This is a genomic window from Pontibacillus yanchengensis Y32 (assembly GCF_000770635.1).
GTDB lineage: Bacteria > Bacillota > Bacilli > Bacillales > BH030062 > Pontibacillus > Pontibacillus yanchengensis.
Genome location: NZ_AVBF01000012.1, coordinates 18,733 through 38,945 on the forward strand (window position 1 = coordinate 18,733; position 20,213 = coordinate 38,945).

The following is a 20,213-nucleotide window of genomic DNA, read 5'->3' on the forward strand; positions in this document are numbered from 1 at the left end:
TTCTGTACAGATATTACTTAAATAGGTTCTCTACTTTTTCTACAACATTCTCTACAGTAAATCCATATTCTTCCATTATCGTATTGCCTGGAGCAGAGGCACCAAAGCCATCAATACCAAGAACATCGCCTTCATCACCTACATAACGTTCCCAACCTAATGGAGAAGCCATTTCAATAGCAAGACGCTTCTTAACAGAGCTTGGAAGTACCTCTTCCTTGTATGCTTTGTCTTGGACATTGAATCGATCCCAAGAAGGCATACTTACTACACTAGTATCGATTCCTTTTTCTCGAAGTGTTTCTTGAGCTCGAACAGCTAATTGAACTTCAGAGCCAGAAGCAAGAAGAAGCGCATCTGCTTGTTCTTTTTGAGCAGGGCTAATCGTGTATGCACCTTTCTTAACACCTTCATAGCTGGTTCCCTCAAGTGTTGGAAGGCCTTGGCGTGTTAACACAAGCGCATTTGCTTGCTCATTTGATTCAAGTGCTAAGCGCCAAGCAGCACGAGTTTCATTACCGTCTGCTGGACGGATTACAGAAAGGTTTGGCATTGCTCGTAATGATGGTAATTGTTCAATTGGTTCATGAGTTGGACCATCTTCGCCTACTGCAATAGAGTCATGGGTAAACACATACGTAACCGGTGCTCCCATTAGAGCAGATAGACGAATAGCTGGACGCATATAGTCACTAAATACAAAGAATGTACCACCATACACTTTTAATCCACCGTGTAGTGCCATTCCGTTCAAGGCACAAGCCATAGCAAATTCACGTACGCCAAACCAAATGTTACGACCAGCGTAATTATTACGAGAGAAGTCTTCTTCTTCTTTTACTGTCGTTTTATTTGACCCTGCAAGGTCAGCACTTCCACCAAAGAAATAAGGTACCTCTTTTGATAGAGCATTAATCATTTCACCAGAAGCTGCACGTGTAGCGACTTTATCTTCTCCAGGAGTGAAACTAGGAAGTTTATCCTCCCAACCTTCAGGAAGCTCATCATGAATTGCTAATTCAAATTCTGCACCTAGTTCTGGGTATGCTTCTTTGTATTGGGATAATAATTCGTTCCAATTACGCTCTGCTTCTTCACCTTTTGTACGTACCTTCGTTTCAAAATCTTGATATACATCAGCTGGTACATGGAAAGGCTCATGCTCCCAATTGTAGTGTTCTTTGGCTGCCTGTACTTCCTCATCCCCTAGTGGAGCACCATGGGAAGCAGCTTTTCCTGATTTATTAGGGGAACCATATCCGATAACTGTTTTCACTTCAATCATCGTAGGTTGTGTTGTATTTTCTTTCGCTTTTTGAAGTGCTTCGCGAATAGTTGCAACATCTGTTCCATCTTCTACATGAAGAACTTGCCATCCGTATGCTTCAAATTTTTTCTCGACATCTTCTGAGAATGAACGATGAAGATCACCATCTAGAGAGATATCATTAGAATCATAAAGAACCACAAGTTTTCCTAGACCAAGGTGGCCAGCAAGAGATGCTGCTTCTTGAGAGACACCTTCCATTAAATCTCCATCACCGCAAATTGCGTACGTATAATGATCAACAACTGGATAGTTATCTTTATTATACTTGGCAGCTAAATGCGTTTCGGCCATAGCCATACCAACAGACATAGCGATTCCTTGACCAAGCGGACCTGTTGTAGCTTCTACCCCATCCGTATGTTTATACTCAGGATGACCAGGTGTTTTAGAACCCCATTGACGGAACTCTTTTAAATCATCCATCTTAACATTATAACCTGATAAGTGCAGTAAGCTGTATAAAAGCATGGAACCGTGCCCTGCTGATAAAACAAAGCGATCACGGTTAAACCATGAAGAATGCTTTGGATTATGTTGCATGAACTCCGTCCATAGTGTGTACGCCATTGGCGCTGCTCCCATAGGCATTCCTGGGTGTCCTGATTGTGCTTTTTCAACCGCATCTATGGATAACGTGCGGATGGTATTAATAGATTGTTGTTCGATTAGTTCTGACATGAAACTACCCCTTTCGATCTTCTTGTGTACATACTATGTAACAATTTAATCCTATAATGAAATCGTTTAAGTGACAACCATTCTATATAAATAAAATAGAAATTCCCTCAATTGTCACATATATTAGGATGTTACCACTTGTAAACTTTATGCTTTTTATTACTTAATTTTCTTAATAAAAAATAGTTATACACTAGCCAACAGTTTAAAGATTTCCTGGTGTACATTAAAAAAATCCCCGTTACATAGGTGTAACGGGATCATAAATTAATGCTTTTTATTACGTTCTTTTTCTTCTTTTAGCTTGTTTGGTGTTACGTCATTTCCTTCTGGATCAACAACTTTTACAGAATTCAGTTGGTTCTTGAATGATTTACGAACATTCTTCAAATATTCCTGACGTAATTGTTGTTGTTCTTCTTGTTCTCCTTTACTTAGTCCTTCATTTTTGGACTTATTGGCTAACACATTTATACGATCAATTTTCTCTTGAGAAAGCATGTATTTATTCTCCTTTTCTTAGATGAATCAAACAAGTCGCTACTTGGCTAACGTTAATTCATATTAAATAAGTGAAAATATATGGAACTAACCGCTCAATATTTTTTAATATCCATTGAAAAAAGGCAAGTCCCATAAAAGAGTGCTTGCCTTGCTCGATATTAATAGTAACGTTTTTATTCGCTTTTTTCAAGTGATTGAAACTCCTTATATCTTCTATGTACGGTTGCTTTTGAGACATTATATCCCATACCTCTTAATGTAGCAGCAATCTCAGAAAAGGTTAAATCATTCTTACGCAGTCTTTCAACTTCTTCCACTGGGAACTCCTTTCGTTCTCTACCATGTGCCATGTCTTGATTAGATAGATTATCTGCAGGATTAAACCCGCTCTCTATAGCTTTTTTCATCCCTCTTTTTATTTTTATATTATGAATCTTTCTTTGATATTCTTCTACGACACCAACGATTTGCAAAACCATGGAGTCTGATTCGGATAATTGTAATGATCCATTATGTGTAACAGTGTAGATAGGGACATTCAACTTATTCAATTGATGAAAAAGAGCAATCTTGGTATTACCTCTCCCTAGTCTGGTTTCATCTTGAATTAATAAAACATCCGCTTCTCCACTCGTTATCATTTCTAATAGTTCAAATACACCTTCCCGCTCTACGTCATAACCACTAGCTTGTTCCTCTATAATTTTAATAACTTCAAAGTTATAATTTTGGGCTAGTTCTTCTAATTCTAATCGTTGTCTTTTTAAGGAGGATACTTGTGTTTCTTTTTCGGTGCTTACGCGACAATAGATGATAGCTTTCATAGTTTCTCCTTACCTTTCAAAATAGGTTCTTACGAGCACTCTATCTAACTCGTCACCATAGCATAATACATAAATCCTAAGCTGGCTACAAATAATAAGATATAAGCTACGTCAAGTTTCGATAGATTTTGAAACATAATAATCGCCTCCATAGAATAAGAACTTTTGTTCGCTTTCTTCTAACACCTATTATATACGAACATTCGTTCTTGTCAACAGATTTTACGAACGAATGTTTGTATATCCTTACCAAGCATGGTATAATGTCGGTAATACAACAATATGTACGAGGTGTAAATATTATGACTAAACTATCAAAAAGGCAGGAAGCAATACTAGATTTCATTAAAGACCGTGTACTTGAAAAAGGATATCCTCCTTCCGTAAGAGAAATTGGCGAAGCTGTTGGTCTAGCTTCTAGTTCCACAGTTCATGGACATCTTGCTAGATTAGAAAAGAAAGGCTACATTAGACGTGATCCAACAAAACCGAGGGCAATTGAAGTACTAGAATTGGAAGAAGGTAACGGCACACATATTCCTAAAGGAGAAGCGACCTATGCACCTGTTATTGGTAAAGTTACTGCAGGAATGCCGATAACAGCTATTGAGAATATTGAAGAATACGTACCTCTTCCTGATACTCTTGCAGCAGCCGATGACGAAATATTTGTTCTAGTTGTTCAAGGGGAAAGCATGATTGAAGCTGGTATCCTAGATGGAGATATGGTCATTGTTCGTAAACAGCAGACCGCTCAAAATGGTGATATAGTAGTCGCTATGACAGAGGAAGAAGAGGCGACAGTTAAACGCTTCTTTAAAGAACCTAACCATATTCGCTTACAGCCAGAAAACGCTACAATGGATCCAATTATCGTTCAAAACATTAGTATATTAGGTCGGGTAGTTGGACTATATCGTCATATCCATTAATTTCTATACACCTATCATTTATTAAAACAAGAAGAGCTGACCTATTATAGGTCAGCTCTTCTTAATATAAGTTTCCATTTTTCTAATCACTCACTAATGTTTATTAAGCTCTTTTTGCTCACGTAAAAGATCCCTTAGATTATAGGCCATAAAATAGTGCGTGTTTTTTGTGAAATAACGATGTGCTTTATGTACAAATAACAGAAGGATTCCAAGAATAATAAATAAGCATATCCCTAAAAGTAACATGTTTTCAAAAAGAATGAAGTACCCTGTTATGATAAGGCAAATAATGATACTAAAGCGCAGAACACCTAACTCCTGCGTCTTTGTCAATAAGTGTCTATATCGCGCCGATAGATATTCCATTTTATGTGAAGTTTGGATGTTAGCTAATGATTTCTGCCAAAGATATTCAAAATAAAAATACTGCCGTTCTGGTTCTTTTTCAATTCCATAATGAAGACCAGCACCCTCTAAAACTTGTTTAATTTCTAGAGAAACCTCCTGCGAACCTCTGCCAAATATCCATTCCATTGCAAAATAAGCTTGATGTAATAGGTAACCCACAATGAGACCAAACGAAACAGCCGTTAACAATGCCACTATAACCTCAATTGGAGGTGGATTATCCAAATAATACACTTTTTGTTTTGAAAAAGCATGGTCCAATAAAAGATAGTAAATTATGATTAACCATCCTGGTATTCCCCATCTAATGATATACTTACTTTCTACATTCATAACTATCCTCCTAACTGCCCCTATTTTTAACATTCCATAACCATGAACAATATCCTTTCAATCCCCATCAAAATGAGTCCTTATTCCTTGTTACTCGGACTATCTATCATTTTTTCATACTATAGTTTCATAGAATGTCCAACCTAGTGAAAACCTTCCAAGCTAGAACAACGTACAAGTGTTTATTTCACTCGTAACTAGTGCTGAAAGTGATATAGTTCGATGTTGTATTTATAGCAGAGAATTTAATTGCTATAAAGCTATAAAAAACCCTTGAAGCTACATAAGCCTCAAGGGTTTTGCAAATTAATATGTGCTTAGATACTGTTCGCGCTCCCAAGGATGGACTTGTGTACGGAACATATCCCATTCAATTTCTTTTGATTCAATAAAATGCTCATATAGGTGTTCTCCTAAAGCTTCGACCATTTTCTCATCTTTTTTCAGTAACTCTAGTGCATCCGCTAGTGTAGCAGGTAGATCTTGAACCCCATGCTTCACGCGCTCTTCTTTGTCCATGACATAGATATTACGATCAACTGGTGTTGGGGCTTGTAATTTGTTCTCAACACCATCAAGACCAGATGCAAGTAGTACCGCCATCGCTAAGTAAGGGTTTGCTGATGGATCCACAGAACGTACTTCAATACGAGTACTCATACCTCGAGAAGCTGGGATACGAATTAATGGACTACGATTTTGCCCGGACCAAGCCACATAACATGGTGCTTCGTATCCAGGTACTAGACGCTTATATGAGTTGACGGTTGGGTTTGTAACAGCAGTAAAGTTTGTTGCGTGTTTTACAACGCCAGCAATAAATTGATAAGCTGTCTGACTTAATTGCTGATCCCCTTTTTCATCAAAGAATGCGTTTTTTCCATCTTTGAAAAGAGACATATTCACATGCATCCCTGAACCGTTAACGCCAAACAATGGTTTAGGCATAAATGTCGCATGTAAACCATGCTTACGAGCAATTGTTTTCACCACAAGTTTAAACGTTTGAATATCATCACAGTGCTTAATCGCATCGGCATATTTGAAATCAATCTCGTGTTGACCTGGTGCTACTTCGTGGTGAGATGCTTCAATTTCAAAACCCATCTCCTCTAGTTCTAAAACGATATCGCGTCGGCAATTTTCGCCTAAGTCTGTTGGAGCAAGGTCAAAATAACCACCTCTGTCATTAAGCTCCATAGAAGGTTCGCCTTTTTCATCTAATTTAAATAGGAAGAATTCTGGCTCCGTACCTAGGTTAAACGCAGAGAATCCTAGCTCCTCCATTTTCTTAAGGTTCCGTTTTAAGTTATAACGTGGGCACCCTTCAAATGGCGTTCCATCTGGGTTACAGATGTCGCAAATAAAACGAGCTACTTTCCCTTTTTCTGAAGTCCATGGGAACACAACAAATGTGTCCAAATCTGGGTGTAGTAGCATATCTGATTCTTCTATGCGAACAAATCCTTCGATGGAAGAACCGTCAAACATCATTTGATTATCTAATGCTTTGTCTAACTGACTAACTGGAATTTCTACGTTTTTGATAGTACCTAGAAGGTCTGTGAATTGTAGTCGGATGAATTTTACGTTTTCTTCCTCAATCATTTTCCAAATTTGTTCTCTAGTGAATTTCGAAGCCATATTTTCATATTCCTCCTGTAATGTAGTAATAAATGCGTTTATTTAATGGAAGAATCGTGATAATTCTCCCTGACGCAACGAAGACTTACCAAATCGATTGCCTTGAAACAACTCATTCTTAAGCATTTTGCGCAATTCTTTCTCAGATAATTCTTCTTGAGCTTCTTGAATATCATCTTCTGTGTACGTTACTTCAGGCGTTTCTGGTTCTTGAATGGTTAAGACTTGCTTAATACCTGCAAGGTTAATCCCTTTTTCAATTAAAGATTTTATTTCAAGCAAGCGTTCTACATCATTAAATGAAAATAAACGACGGTTCCCTTCTGTTCGAGCTGGGTTAATTAATTGATGCTCTTCATAATATCTAATTTGCCTGGCTGACAGTTCTGTAAGCGATTTTACAATTCCGATCGAAAATAGCGGCATTGTTCTACGCATCTCATCTTTCATAAGAATCTGCCCTCCTTTACTAGTCGTTTACATAATTTTATTGTATTCAATGTTTTAACTTCTGTCAATGAATGTTAGGTTTTTTTACATAATTAATATTTCTATATTCTCAACTCAAATTAAACCACAAACTGTACATAATAGTCAGGATAAATGTGATTTTTTATGTAAGAAAGTTAGATTACCTCACAAAACTAGCACATTAATGTGAGGTAGTCTAAATTATGGACGGGAATCATAGTTTAGTGTTCTGTTAATAGTTTCTTGACTGCAGCTTTTATGGCTATTTTAACATGTGCATATGTCAAGCCACCTTGAACAAAAGCCATATAAGGTGGGCGTATGGGACCATCCGCGGTAAGCTCAAGACTTGCCCCTTGAATAAAGGTACCCGCTGCCATAATGACATCATTTTCATACCCTGGCATGTCACTTGGATAAGGTCTTACATGTGAATTGATAGGAGAAGCATGCTGTATTTCTTGGCAAAACGCAATCATTTCCTCAGCTGTATGAAAGGTAACGGATTGTATTAAGTCGGTTCGATAAGCATTATACGCAGGAGAAGTAGTATATCCAAGCTTATCAAGAAATCTAGAAGTAAAAACTGCACCCTTCATTGCTTCCCCTACCACGTGAGGAGCTAAAAATATACCCTGGAACATTTCTTGCAAACTATGTAAACTTGCCCCTGTTTCTTTTCCTAATCCAGGAGCAGTAAGACGATTAGCACAATGTTCTACTAAGTGCGCATGTCCCACGATATAGCCTCCTGTTCTTACAATCCCTCCACCAGGATTTTTAATAAGCGATCCAGCGATAATATCTGCACCAACTTGAAGAGGTTCTTTTTCTTCTGCAAACTCTCCATAACAATTATCTACGAATACAATAATGGAGGGATCAATTTCTTTTACAAAGCGAATCATTTCTTCTATTTCGCTTATTGTGAAAGAGGGTCTATCTGCATATCCTTTGGAACGTTGGATACCAATAACTTTTGTTCGACTAGTTATAGCCTCCTGTACACTTTGATAGTCTACTACTCCTTCATTGGTTAAATTTACATGACTATAACCAATATGGAAATCCTTTAACGATCCATTGTTATGACCACGAACTCCTACAATTTCTTCTAAAGTATCATATGGTCTCCCAGTTATATAAAGCAATTCATCATTCGGTCGTAATAAACCAAACAATGTTATTGTAATAGCATGAGTACCTGATACGATTTGCGGCCGAACAAGAGCATCTTCGCCTCCAAATATAGTTGCATAGACTTCTTCGAGCTTATCGCGTCCAAAGTCATCATACCCATAGCCAGTAGTAGAATTAAAATGTCCATCACTCACCTGATGAGTTTGAAAAGCCTTAAGAACGTGCTCTTGGTTTTTCTCAACAAGCTTATCAATTTGTTGGTGAATTGCTTGTACATCTTGTTCTGTTTGATGAATTATCTGATTAATCTCTTGCGTGTTCATGTTGCTGTTTCCCCTTTATTGTCTCTTTCTTATTTGATGGTACAAAGGATGCTCAGGATGGATGAATCCCTTCACAAAATAAAGTTCATCTTCTTCTAAAAAGTCCCTCTCTCGAACAATTGCATGTTTACTTAATCGGTGTAACAATTCACCATCCGTTGCTGGAACGTAAGTTTGAAATGGTTCCCATTCTTTCAACAACACTTCTTCTATTTTGTCAAATAGACGTTTGATATCAATTGGATCATAAGCACTAATCGTAACAGCTGGTAACGTGACAGGAATAAATTGATCCTGTAACAGGTCCTTTTTGTTATATACGGTTAGCATGGGGAGGTGATCTGCTTTTAGTTCTTTTAAATGTTTTTGAACTGTTTCTTCATGCTGGATATGATCCGCATGGGAAGCATCTACCACATGTACTATGAAGTCAGCTTCTGTTACTTCTTCAAGGGTTGACTGAAATGCTGCAATCAATGTGGTGGGTAAATCTTGTATAAACCCTACTGTATCTGACATTAGCGCTTGGAATCCACTTGGTAACTGTACTTGTCGAGTTAATGGGTCAAGCGTTGCAAACAATTGATTCTCTTCGAATGATTGACTATTTGTAATGCGATTAAATAAGGTTGATTTCCCAGCATTTGTGTAGCCTACTATAGCTATTTGGTAAGCTTTATTTTCTTTACGTCTTTTTCTGTATTGCTGCCGTTGAGTGGCGACTTGCTGAATTTGACGTTTAATATCATCAATTCTACGTTGAATATGTCGACGATCCGTTTCCAGCTTCGTTTCACCAGGGCCTCTTGTTCCAATCCCACCACCTAATCTGGATAAATTTTTACCTTGTCCATAAATTCTCGGTAGCATATATTGTAATTGTGCTAGCTCCACCTGAAGCTTACCTTCTTTTGTATTGGCACGTTGTGCAAAAATGTCTAAAATCAACTGTGTACGATCAATGATTCTCACTTCCAGGTGGTCTGCCAAGTTGTTCATTTGTCCGGGTGATAGCTCATCATTAAAGATGACTAACTCGATGCCTCTTTCATCTATGTATGCTTTAATTTCTTCTATTTTACCTTCACCCATATAGATAGCTTGATGGATTTTTTGACGTTTTTGAGTAACAATTTTATCGACTACACCATGTGCAGTTTCCGTCAAGGATGTCAGTTCTTCTAACGATGATTGAAACCGCTCCTCATCTTGAGAAGGTAAATGACAGGCGGCCACAAGAACTCGTTCATGTTGTTCCATATGTATCCCTCTTTTATCAAGTAAATTTATTAGGTATATGTAGTCATGTAAGAATGAAGCTTGGTAATAAATATCATACCAAACCTACATCCCGAAAGCGAACGACGACGTGTTTCTGACATTACATCCTGGTATGTTACATACCAGGATGATGTCAGCATACCGTTTGCTTATAGGGGGATTCGTCCTTTTCCTTTATACATTTGCCTCAAACGTAATATCCTTGCTCGTTAAAGTGACAAGCTCATGATGAGAGTACCGATTCTGTCTCATGACTCTCATCGCATGCTTTCGAATTGATTGTTCAATAATATTACGAATATAACGACCATTTGAAAAACTATGACCCTTTATCTGCTGTTTACGGATTAAGTGGTCCTTTAGTTTCCATTCAGCATCCTTAGCTAAAGCATACTCTCTTTCTGCAACCATTTTTCGAGCAATAGTTAACAATTCTTCAATTGTATAATCTTTAAATTCTAATATAATCGGAAAACGAGATTGTAAACCAGGATTCAAACGAAGAAATTGATCCATTTCATTAGGGTAACCAGCGAGCACTAATATAAAATCATTATGGGAATCTTCCATGTGCTTCACCATAGTATCAATTGCTTCCTTACCAAAATCCTTTTCTCCCCCACGTGCTAGCGAATAGGCTTCATCTACGAATAACACGCCACCCATAGCCTTTTTAATTAAATCTCTAGTTTTTTGAGCTGTATGCCCAATATATTCGCCAACTAAATCAGCTCGCTCAGCTTCAATGAAATGCCCTTTAGACAAGACATCCATTTCATGAAATAGCTTTGCAAGTTTCCTAGCTACGGTCGTTTTGCCCGTACCAGGATTACCTTTAAACATCATGTGCAATACTTGCTTAGATGGCTTCAAACCAGCTTCTTGACGCTTTTGATTCACTATAATGCTAGCATATATTTCTTTGATTGTACCCTTTAATTGGTCTAAACCAATAAATTCATCAAATTCATCGTCAATTGTTTGAAAAGGGTTTGTTAAGTATGAGTTCGAGGCCTTCCCTTGTGGTTTAGTCGTGGGCACTCGGCTCTCTTGAAGCGTTACATTGACTTGACCGTTCTTTTTATACGTTACTTGTGTATCCACGTTATCACCCCTCATTCATCAACATTATACGCACAATGATAAGGATGTGTGATAATCGCCTATTTTTACTAAAAGAAGAAAAGCGAACGCCCGAGAGCATTCGCTTAGTGTAAAACTTATTCCTTGTCCAATGTTACAGTTTTCATTGGAGCAAATGTTGAGATAGCATGTTTAAAGATTAATTGTTGCTTTCCATCCGCTTCTAGTAAAACGGTGAAATTATCAAAAGCTTTCACGACTCCGCGAAGCTGAAATCCGTTGGTTAAGAAGATGGTCACTTGTACGTGATCCTTCCGAATTTGATTAAGAAACTGATCTTGAATATTTACTGATTGCGCCATGAGACTTCCTCCTCTTTTCTATCTGTATTGGTAACATTCGATGCTTATGGCAGCTTTCCTGCTAATTCATCCAAAATTTCTTCAAACTTTTTATTCACATTTTCTTCAGAAATGATGTACCAGTTTACGTCAAGCTTATTGCGAAAATAGGTTAATTGCCGTTTGGCATATCGTCTTGAGTGTAATTTCAAGTTTTCGATAGCTTCACTTAACGGTATATCTCCGTATATGTATGGGAGGAATTCTTTATATCCTATCGCCTGTAAACTTTGTGCTGATTCTAGACCTTTACTGTACAAGGAATTCACTTCATTGACGAGACCCTCATGAATCATATTATCCACGCGGCGATTGATACGAGTATAAAGTTCCTCACGATCCATATTCAAACCAATTAGAATAGGATCATATGGAGATTCTTGCTTCTGTTGCTGCTGATACTCAGTCATCGTAAGTCCTGATTTCTCATAGACTTCTAACGCCCGGATGACCCGACGTTTATTATTCGGGTGTACTTTATCAGCCTGTACAGGGTCCACTTTCTTTAACTTATCATAAAGTGGGGCTATCCCTTCTTCTTCAATTTGCCTCTCCAGCATCGATACAAATTGTTGATCTCTTTGTTGCTCGGAAAATTGAAAGTCGTAAAGAACAGATTGGATGTACAACCCTGTCCCTCCTACAATAACTGGCAGTTTTCCTTTGGCTGCTATTTCGTCAATATACCCTTGTACGAGTTGTTGGAATTCAGCAACAGAGAATGTCTCAGATGGATCTTTAATATCAACCATATAGTGTGGAATACCTTGTTTTTCTTCTTCTGTAACTTTCGCAGTCCCAATGTCCATCCCTTTATAGATTTGCATGGAATCACCACTTATGATTTCACCGTTAAAGCGTTTAGCTATTTCAACACTTAATTTAGTTTTACCTACTCCAGTAGGTCCAACTACGGCGACAACAGGTTGCTTCATACGTGCACCCCTATCCTAGATTTCGAACATTCGTTCTATATTATACACGGATTTTCATAAGAATAAAAGGAATAGCTCCCCTTAAACATAAATAATCATATACCATCAATATACTTCTAATTAAGGAGAGGACTCCCTTTCTAGTTATTAATGCTGTTCCTGGTCCAAAGTAGCTTTCACAATTTCAATTATTTTAGGTGAAACAGTTTCTGGATCAATCATCCCATCCTTAGCTGTTTTTACTTGATCTAAATCCTGTTCAATTTCCCGTTGAACGGACCCTAGATCCACCTGTCCACCTTCTAAAACGTATTTCAAAGCATATACACGCTCATGAAGAAGTTCTCTATTCATACTGTACCTCCTTTTCGGTTACTACATTACTCGTTTAAACATTTTTTCCATCTCATATTCTGAGAAATGAACTATAATAGGACGTCCATGTGGACAAGTAAAGGGATCCGTTGACAGTCGTAAGTCTTCTAATAATTTTGTCATATCTCCATCATTTAAATAATGATTTGCTTTTATAGATCGTTTACAAGACATAAGGGTAGCCGCTTCTTCCCGAAGAGTTAATACATCAACCTTTTGTTCATTTAAAACTTGATCAATCATTTCCTGGATTACTTCTTGTTCATGCCCTTTCGGGAACCATTGTGGATGGGAGCGAACAATAAAAGTCTTATCTCCGAAAGGTTCCAGAAATAATCCGACTTTCGCCAAATCCTCAAGATGATTTTCGATCAATATAGCCTCTGCCTTTGTAAACTCGAAAGTCATTGGCATTAACAATTCCTGAACCTCTTTTTCTGGTACAGCTAATTTATCTCGGAAAAATTCATATTTAATACGTTCCTGCGCAGCATGCTGATCCACGATGTAAAGTCCATTCTCATTCTGAGCTAGTATATACGTTCCGTGTAATTGACCTATCGGATACATAACAGGGACTCTAGATGTTTTACCAGGTGAAATGGATTCCTCCTGTTTAGTCTCATTACCTTCTTCTTTACTAGAAGAGGATACTATAGCAGTCTCAATAGGGTCAGGTTCTGTTTCCTGCTCCAACCATGAAGGTGTAGGGGCAGACTCCCGTACCAATGGATGTTCAGGTTTTATTTTCTGTTCCCTTTCGTCTGTGGAAGTGGAACGTTCCTTTTCAGATGAATCTAATGAAAAAGATTCTTGTACAGATGTATCTTTTGTTTTGGTTCGTTGTGGAGGTTGATCCACTTCTGGGATTAGCGTTTGTTGCTTAAACACTTTCGTTACAGCATCTCTTACCGCATCAAATAATTCCTTTTCTTTACTGAATCTTACTTCTAATTTAGCTGGATGAACATTGACATCAACAAGGACTGGATCCATGTCTATTTGCAAGACTACTAATGGATAACGACCTATAGGAAGTAATGTATGATAACCCTGCAGAATAGCCTTGTTGACAGCTGGATTGCGAATATATCGCCCATTAATAACGGTCGAAATGTAATTTCTAGACGCACGAGTAACTTCAGGCTTGGCAATATAACCTTTTATTGTAAAGTCAAGTGTTTCATGTTCGATAGCAATCATTTTTTTCGCTGTATTCATCCCATAGATTTGAGCAATGACTTGCAATACATCACCCCGACCATTGGTTTGAAATAAGCGTTTTTCATTATGCCAACATTCAAACCGAACTTCTGGATGAGAAAGAGCCATTCGATTTAAAACATCTGTAATATGACCAAGCTCTGTATGAATCGTCTTCATGTATTTAAGTCTGGCAGGGGTATTGAAAAATAATTCTTCTACCGTTATTTCAGATCCTTGCCTGGCATCACTTTTATCTTTTTCTTTTAATTGGCCACCTTCTAGATAGAGATGTGTTCCAGCTTCATCTCCAGTAGATGTTTTTAGTGTTAAGCGACTTACAGCAGCAATACTTGCGAGGGCTTCCCCCCTAAATCCTAGCGTCTGAACACGAAACAGATCATTTTCATCAATAATCTTACTTGTAGCATGACGAAGGAAAGCCCGCTCGCAATCATCTTCCGACATACCACTTCCATTGTCCATGATTTTAATTCTTGAAAGCCCAGCCTCTTCTAGCTCCACTTTCACCCAGCTACTGCCAGCATCAATACTATTTTCTAATAATTCTTTCACAACCGATGAAGGGCGTTCGACCACTTCACCGGCTGCTATTTTGTTTGCCAACGTATCTGGCATTTGACGGATGGTTGCCAACGTGCTCCCTCCTTTTATTATTGTTTCTTAAGCTGTTTCTGTAACTGATACAAATGATTCATGGCTTCTATAGGGTTTAACTCTAAAAGGTCTAAGTCCTTCAGTTGTTGAATCACTTTGGTTTCATCCTTTGTATTCATTTGTTCCGCTTCAACTTGCACAGTTTTTTCTTTTGGTTCAAATAACGTAAGCTGTTGGTCCTCTTCAAGACTATAAGAGGGGGACTCACTCATTTCAGATGAACCTTCTAATTGCTTTAGAATTGCATTGGCCCGGTCGATAAGAGGTTCCGGTAATTCGGCTAATTTTGCTACATGAATGCCGTAACTCTCATCAGCAGCCCCTTTTTGAATTTGATGAAGGAAGACAACCTTCCCTTCGTACTCTTCAGCTCGTACATGAACATTGGTTAAATGGTTTAAGGAGTTTTCTAGTTCCGTTAGTTCATGGTAATGAGTAGAGAATAACGTCTTGGCACCAATATGCTCATGAATGTATTCCACGATAGCTTGTGCTAATGCCATACCATCATAGGTGCTTGTTCCGCGTCCAATTTCATCCAATAAAATCAGACTTCGATCGGTAGCTTTTGTTAAAGCATGCTTAGCTTCCATCATTTCCACCATAAACGTACTTTGTCCTGACACTAAATCGTCGGCCGCACCGATTCTGGTGAATATTTGATCAAAAATCGGTAGTCGAGCATAGGAACATGGAACAAAACAACCAATCTGGCCCATAACAGCTGTTAAAGCTAGCTGCCGCATATACGTGCTTTTACCACTCATGTTCGGACCTGTAATAAGCAATATATCTGACTCATCTTGCATATTCACATCATTTGGCACAAACGTATCATCTTTCATAACCTTTTCTACAACAGGATGGCGTCCTTGTTCGATGTAAATATCCCGATTGTCCACTAACTCTGGTCTTGCATATTGGTTTTGTTCGCTTACCGTTGCAAAACCTTGAAGCACATCAATGCTACATATTTGCTCTGCAAGTTGTTGTAGTGAAGGAATATACGCCTTCACTTGATCTCGCACCTTAAGAAACATATCGTATTCCAGATCTACACTTTTTTCTTGTGCTTCAAGAATTAACGATTCTTTTTCTTTAAGCTCTGGTGTAATATACCGCTCTGCATTGGTAAGGGTTTGTTTTCGTTCATACCGTCCTTCAGGAAGATGGTGTAAATTTGCTTTTGTTACTTCAATATAATAACCAAAAACGCGATTATAACCAACTTTTAGTGATTTGATATTGGTCGCTTCCCGTTCTTTCCTCTCTAATTCGGCTATCCACTGTTTACCATTGCGTGCTGCATCACGGTAGTCATCCAGTTGATTATTAAAGCCATCTTTAATTAACCCACCTTCTTTAATGGTAATGGGAGGATCATCATAAATGCTCTCATCCAACAATTGATAAACCTCTTGTAGAGGGTGTAATTGATCACCTAGTTTTTTTAATTCAGGCTGGGAGAATGAGCGAAGAATAGACTTAATTTCTGGTATTTTACCAATTGATTGCTTTAATTGAATGAGGTCTCTTGCGTTCACATTTCCATAAGAAACACGACCAGCTAATCTTTCAAGGTCATAGACAGATTGGAGAGCCTCTCTCAGTGTTTCCCGCTCAAAGAACTGTTCCAAAAACCCTTCAACTTGATTATATCTCTCTTCAATTAACTGCTTCTTTAATAAAGGGCGTTCTATCCATTTTTTTAACATTCTTGATCCCATTGATGTAACCGTATGGTCTAACACCCAAAGTAAACTACCTTTCTTCCCTTGTTTACGTATCGTTTCCATTAACTCTAGGTTTCTTTTTGAGTACATATCAAGTTTCATAAATTGATTTAATTCAATATATTGTACTTCTTTTAAGTGTTCCATCGATCGCTTTTGGGTTTCTTGAATATAATAAAAAAGTCTTCCAAAGCCAATTTTCAATTTATCTTGATGTAAGTGTTGAATAAGAGATTGATAGTCTTCTGTTATCTCAGTGCGATCTTCCTTAGATATAGTCACTCCTAAACGATCTTGTAAAGAAGTTTGGAATTCAGCGGATAAATCAGTAGGTACCACAATTTCTTTAACAGGGCGATTAAACAACTCACTTAGCACACCATCAAATCCATCTGTGAGCATAGCAACACTATTCTCTCCCGTGGTTAAATCATTGTATGCAATGACAAAAGTTCCATCATCAAATGGAGTTAAAGAAGCAAGGTAGTTATTCTCTTCTTCATCAAGCATAACACCATCCATTACTGTTCCAGGAGTTACAAGCTGCACTACTTCTCGCCTCACGACTCCTTTAGCTTCTTTTGGATCCTCCACTTGCTCACAAATAGCTACTTTGTATCCTTTCTCCACAAGGTTCTTTATGTAGTTAGCTGCGGAATGATACGGTACACCACACATTGGAATGCGCCCGTCTTCCCCACCTTCGCGACTTGTTAATGTTATTTCTAATTCTTGAGCGGCTTTTGTGGCATCCTCAAAGAATAATTCATAAAAATCTCCTAAACGGAAAAATAAAAAGGCATCTTTTTGTTGAGCCTTTATCTTCAAATATTGCTGCATCATTGGTGTATAGTTTGCCATCATGTATCCTCCAACATGGATATTTTCTCATAACCTTTATTATATCATATCGAAATCGTTGTCTCTAACCGATGAAATTATGTAGATGTGAAAGCTTAAGTAAGCTTTGCAAACACCATCTAGCTTAGAAAAGGTCGTAAACCGGTTAATTTTTACCACGAATTGGGTGTTATAGAATTATAACTCAAAACTCAAAAAAAAGAGACCTGACTGCCACATAAAGGCATGTCAGATCTTTATTTTTTCCTAACAAAAAGACCCTCCACATGTTGTAAAGGGCCATTGATTCCCTGCCTTATTCCTCTTCTTCATGAGCAAGGAAATCTGGATCAACACTTGAAAAATCATCGCTTGAAATATCATAGTGCCAGTCGTCATCATCATGTAGACATCCATCTGGATCTACTTTGACACATAGTTTTGTTTCTCCGACAACTTCTACGATAAATTCACGCTCTACCTCAACAACAATTTTATGTCCTTGGTTAGCAATACGCGCTTCCAAACAATTTGGTTGCTGTACCACACGAGCAAGCACTTCAAAATCGCAATCTAAGCAGTTTTCATCTTTGACTGATAGAGGAACTCTATCGGTGTAATGAACCTTCTCTGTCACAACCTCTGTTTTGGTATTATCATTATAAGAATACCAAACATTGATGTCATAACTACCTAAAACCTCTACGTAATCGCCCTTTTTCTTTGCATTATAAATGTGGTTGATAACCCAGCACCCTAAAATGCTTGTTGGGCGATGAGATGGTGTAACAGTATTAGTATCCTGCGTAAATTTACGCCCTTTACCACACACTGCCTTTGTTATGATCTCACGATACTCTTGATCAAAAAATGACATGAGAGCCCAACCTCCTCCTTCTTTGTTCATTGACATCCTATGCGAGACATTAGCCCGAAGTGCAAAAAGGAATGAAAAAAACTCACAATCATAGCAAATGAACAAAACAATTTTCGTTCCTAGTTCATTCTATGCAAGCGCCCATAAAAATGTACGAAAAGTTGAGGAAAGTCCATAAAAAAAGAACATCCTTTGATTAGGATGTTCTTTCTGTAAAGAAAATTAATGGTCACAAGAGTCGCCAGTATCAAGGGAAGAGCCTGTTGTACCTTGTAAAAGGTCCCCACCTGTTTCACGAATAATTTCATTCGTAACTTCATTTGCTATCGTGCTTGTAACAAGTTGTAAAAAGTCATTCACATCTGTTTGTGTTTCTTTAAATTCCTGAACAACAGGAATGGCATCTAACTCTCCCTGTAATCGATCAATTTCTGCTTCTACTTTTTTCAAGGCTTGTGTTTTTTCATAATATTGAAAGTTAACTGCTTGTTTCTGCAAAGCTTTAATACGACTAATATAATCTTGCACTTTCTTATTGTCATTAATTTTTGCTTCTACTTGCTTAAAACGATCAATTTCATCAGTTTCACTCATCGCTTTTGCTAGACCTTGCGCTCTTTCAATTACTTCCTCGCGTGTATAATTTGCCATCTGTTATTTCACCTCTGCTGTTTCTAACAGTTCTCCATCAAGAGACCATGTTTTTGCATTCGTAATTTTTACTTTTACAATTTCACCAATTGTAGAACGTGGAGCACGGAAATTAACGAGCTTGTTGCGGTGAGTATGACCAGCTAAGACATCAGCGTTTTTCTTACTCTCACCTTCCACTAACACCTCTACAATTTCTCCTTCATATTTCTTCATTGCTTGCGCCGCCTGATGGTTAACTACAGCATTCAAGCGTTGTAACCGTTCCTTCTTCACATCCATTGGAACATTATCTTGCATCTTAGCGGCAGGAGTTCCTTCTCTAGGAGAATAAATGAAGGTATAAGCCCCTTCGAAACCGACTTCTTCAACTAATGAGAGCGTTTCTTGGAACTGTTCTTCCGTTTCGTTAGGGAAGCCTACAATAATGTCAGTTGTTAGTGTAGCGTTTGGCATCGCTTCACGAATTTTATCTACTAACTCTAGATAACGTTCACGTGTATATTTACGAGCCATGATTTTTAGAACCTCAGAGCTTCCTGATTGTACGGGAAGATGAATATGATCTAGAAGATTACCACCCTGAGCTAATACTTCAATCAAACGATCATCAAAGTCACGAGGATGGGAGGTCGTAAATCGCACACGTGGAATATCAATTTTGTGAATTTCATTCATTAAGTCACCAAGACCAAAGGTACGATCCTCAAAATCCTTCCCATAAGCATTTACGTTTTGACCAAGAAGCGTAACCTCTTTGTAACCTTGCGCTGCTAGCTGGCGTACTTCTTGGATGATGTCTTCAGGTAAACGACTTCGCTCTTTTCCTCGCGTGTACGGAACAATACAGTACGTACAGAACTTGTCACAACCGTACATGATATTAACCCATGCTTTTATGTTTCCTTTACGTTGACGAGGGAGGTTTTCTACGATGTCGCCCTCTTTTGACCAAACTTCCACAACCATTTCTTTACCAAAGATCGCTTCTTGTACAAGCTGAGGTAAACGATGGATGTTATGTGTACCGAAAATAAGGTCTACGAATTGGTGCTTTTGAAGAATGCGATTGACTACGGATTCTTCTTGTGACATACAGCCACATACGCCTAAAATCAGGTCTGGTTTTTCACGTTTCAATGCCTTCAGATGCCCAATTTCACCAAACACTTTATTTTCAGCATTCTCACGAATTGCGCATGTATTTAATAAAATGATATCTGCTTCATGCTGATCTGTCGTGGACTCATAGCCCATCTCTGACAATATACCAGCCATAACTTCCGTATCATGTTCGTTCATCTGACATCCGTACGTACGAATCAAGAATTTCTTTCCTTCTCCAATACCTTGAATGTCTTCAGGAATTTCAAAGTCATAATGAACATTTACATCTTCTTTCCCACGCTTTTTAGCGCTTTTTAAAGAAGGAGGTTGATACGTGCTCTCAAAATATTTCGCAAAGTCTTCAGATGTTTTTTCACTTAACGGTTTATCCTCGACGGATTTTTTGTCCGCTGGATTGTCCTTTATTTGATTCATTTCTTTTCTCTGTTGTTCATTCAT

The 20,213-nt window shown here is 38.0% G+C and carries 18 protein-coding genes; 1 reads left to right on the top strand and 17 read right to left on the bottom strand.

Annotation, left to right across the window (positions count from 1 at the left end; genetic code table 11):
- Nucleotides 1-13: 13 nt before the first annotated feature.
- The 3 genes from tkt to N782_RS06155 form a co-directional block, all read right to left on the bottom strand.
- Nucleotides 14-2,008 (bottom strand): transketolase, encoded by a 1,995-nt coding sequence (gene tkt / locus N782_RS06145; protein ID WP_036817502.1) that lies wholly within the window; start codon nt 2,006-2,008, stop codon nt 14-16.
- 267 nt (nt 2,009-2,275) lie between these two features.
- The gene (locus tag N782_RS06150; RefSeq protein ID WP_036817503.1) at nt 2,276-2,509 is read right to left on the bottom strand and encodes a DUF896 domain-containing protein; all 234 of its coding nucleotides are present in this window, start codon (nt 2,507-2,509) and stop codon (nt 2,276-2,278) included.
- A 176-nt stretch (nt 2,510-2,685) separates the two neighbouring features.
- Nucleotides 2,686-3,336 carry a YneB family resolvase-like protein gene (locus tag N782_RS06155; RefSeq protein ID WP_036817506.1) on the bottom strand — a complete coding sequence of 217 codons (651 nt, stop codon included), beginning with the start codon at nt 3,334-3,336 and terminating at the stop codon, nt 2,686-2,688.
- A 302-nt stretch (nt 3,337-3,638) separates the two neighbouring features.
- Between N782_RS06155 and lexA the strand changes: the two genes are divergently transcribed.
- Nucleotides 3,639-4,268 (top strand): transcriptional repressor LexA, encoded by a 630-nt coding sequence (gene lexA / locus N782_RS06160; protein WP_036817508.1) that lies wholly within the window; start codon nt 3,639-3,641, stop codon nt 4,266-4,268.
- A gap of 93 nt (nt 4,269-4,361) precedes the next feature.
- On the opposite strand, the gene N782_RS06165 is transcribed toward lexA, so the two are convergent.
- The 14 genes from N782_RS06165 to miaB form a co-directional block, all read right to left on the bottom strand.
- A complete protein-coding gene (locus N782_RS06165; RefSeq protein ID WP_036817511.1) occupies nt 4,362-5,012 on the bottom strand; it encodes a BA5345 family protein in 651 nt (216 codons plus the stop codon).
- Nucleotides 5,013-5,318: 306 nt separating this feature from the next.
- A complete protein-coding gene (glnA, locus tag N782_RS06170; RefSeq protein ID WP_036817513.1) occupies nt 5,319-6,656 on the bottom strand; it encodes a type I glutamate--ammonia ligase in 1,338 nt (445 codons plus the stop codon).
- A gap of 42 nt (nt 6,657-6,698) precedes the next feature.
- Nucleotides 6,699-7,106, bottom strand: coding sequence for a MerR family transcriptional regulator (locus tag N782_RS06175; RefSeq protein ID WP_036817515.1), 408 nt, complete (start codon nt 7,104-7,106; stop codon nt 6,699-6,701).
- A gap of 242 nt (nt 7,107-7,348) precedes the next feature.
- The gene (locus N782_RS06180) at nt 7,349-8,590 is read right to left on the bottom strand and encodes a methionine gamma-lyase family protein (RefSeq protein ID WP_036817516.1); all 1,242 of its coding nucleotides are present in this window, start codon (nt 8,588-8,590) and stop codon (nt 7,349-7,351) included.
- Nucleotides 8,591-8,605: 15 nt separating this feature from the next.
- Nucleotides 8,606-9,850 (bottom strand): GTPase HflX, encoded by a 1,245-nt coding sequence (gene hflX, locus N782_RS06185; RefSeq protein WP_036817517.1) that lies wholly within the window; start codon nt 9,848-9,850, stop codon nt 8,606-8,608.
- Between the two features lie 195 nt (nt 9,851-10,045).
- The gene (spoVK, locus tag N782_RS06190) at nt 10,046-10,975 is read right to left on the bottom strand and encodes a stage V sporulation protein K (RefSeq protein WP_420805580.1); all 930 of its coding nucleotides are present in this window, start codon (nt 10,973-10,975) and stop codon (nt 10,046-10,048) included.
- 116 nt (nt 10,976-11,091) lie between these two features.
- Complete coding sequence (gene hfq / locus N782_RS06195) at nt 11,092-11,316, bottom strand: RNA chaperone Hfq (protein ID WP_036817520.1); 225 nt, start codon at nt 11,314-11,316, stop codon at nt 11,092-11,094.
- Nucleotides 11,317-11,360: 44 nt separating this feature from the next.
- Nucleotides 11,361-12,290: a tRNA (adenosine(37)-N6)-dimethylallyltransferase MiaA gene (gene miaA / locus N782_RS06200; protein ID WP_036817521.1), complete on the bottom strand. Its 930-nt coding sequence runs from the start codon at nt 12,288-12,290 to the stop codon at nt 11,361-11,363.
- A gap of 147 nt (nt 12,291-12,437) precedes the next feature.
- Nucleotides 12,438-12,644, bottom strand: a complete 207-nt coding sequence (locus N782_RS06205; RefSeq protein ID WP_036817522.1) for a hypothetical protein — start codon at nt 12,642-12,644, stop codon at nt 12,438-12,440.
- Between the two features lie 21 nt (nt 12,645-12,665).
- Nucleotides 12,666-14,507: a DNA mismatch repair endonuclease MutL gene (gene mutL / locus N782_RS06210; protein WP_036817587.1), complete on the bottom strand. Its 1,842-nt coding sequence runs from the start codon at nt 14,505-14,507 to the stop codon at nt 12,666-12,668.
- Between the two features lie 35 nt (nt 14,508-14,542).
- Nucleotides 14,543-17,140, bottom strand: coding sequence for a DNA mismatch repair protein MutS (mutS, locus tag N782_RS06215; RefSeq protein ID WP_036817523.1), 2,598 nt, complete (start codon nt 17,138-17,140; stop codon nt 14,543-14,545).
- Between the two features lie 295 nt (nt 17,141-17,435).
- Complete coding sequence (cotE, locus tag N782_RS06220; protein ID WP_036817524.1) at nt 17,436-17,996, bottom strand: outer spore coat protein CotE; 561 nt, start codon at nt 17,994-17,996, stop codon at nt 17,436-17,438.
- 222 nt (nt 17,997-18,218) lie between these two features.
- Nucleotides 18,219-18,647 carry a YlbF/YmcA family competence regulator gene (locus N782_RS06225; protein ID WP_036817525.1) on the bottom strand — a complete coding sequence of 143 codons (429 nt, stop codon included), beginning with the start codon at nt 18,645-18,647 and terminating at the stop codon, nt 18,219-18,221.
- A 3-nt stretch (nt 18,648-18,650) separates the two neighbouring features.
- The gene (miaB, locus tag N782_RS06230; RefSeq protein WP_036817530.1) at nt 18,651-20,213 is read right to left on the bottom strand and encodes a tRNA (N6-isopentenyl adenosine(37)-C2)-methylthiotransferase MiaB; all 1,563 of its coding nucleotides are present in this window, start codon (nt 20,211-20,213) and stop codon (nt 18,651-18,653) included.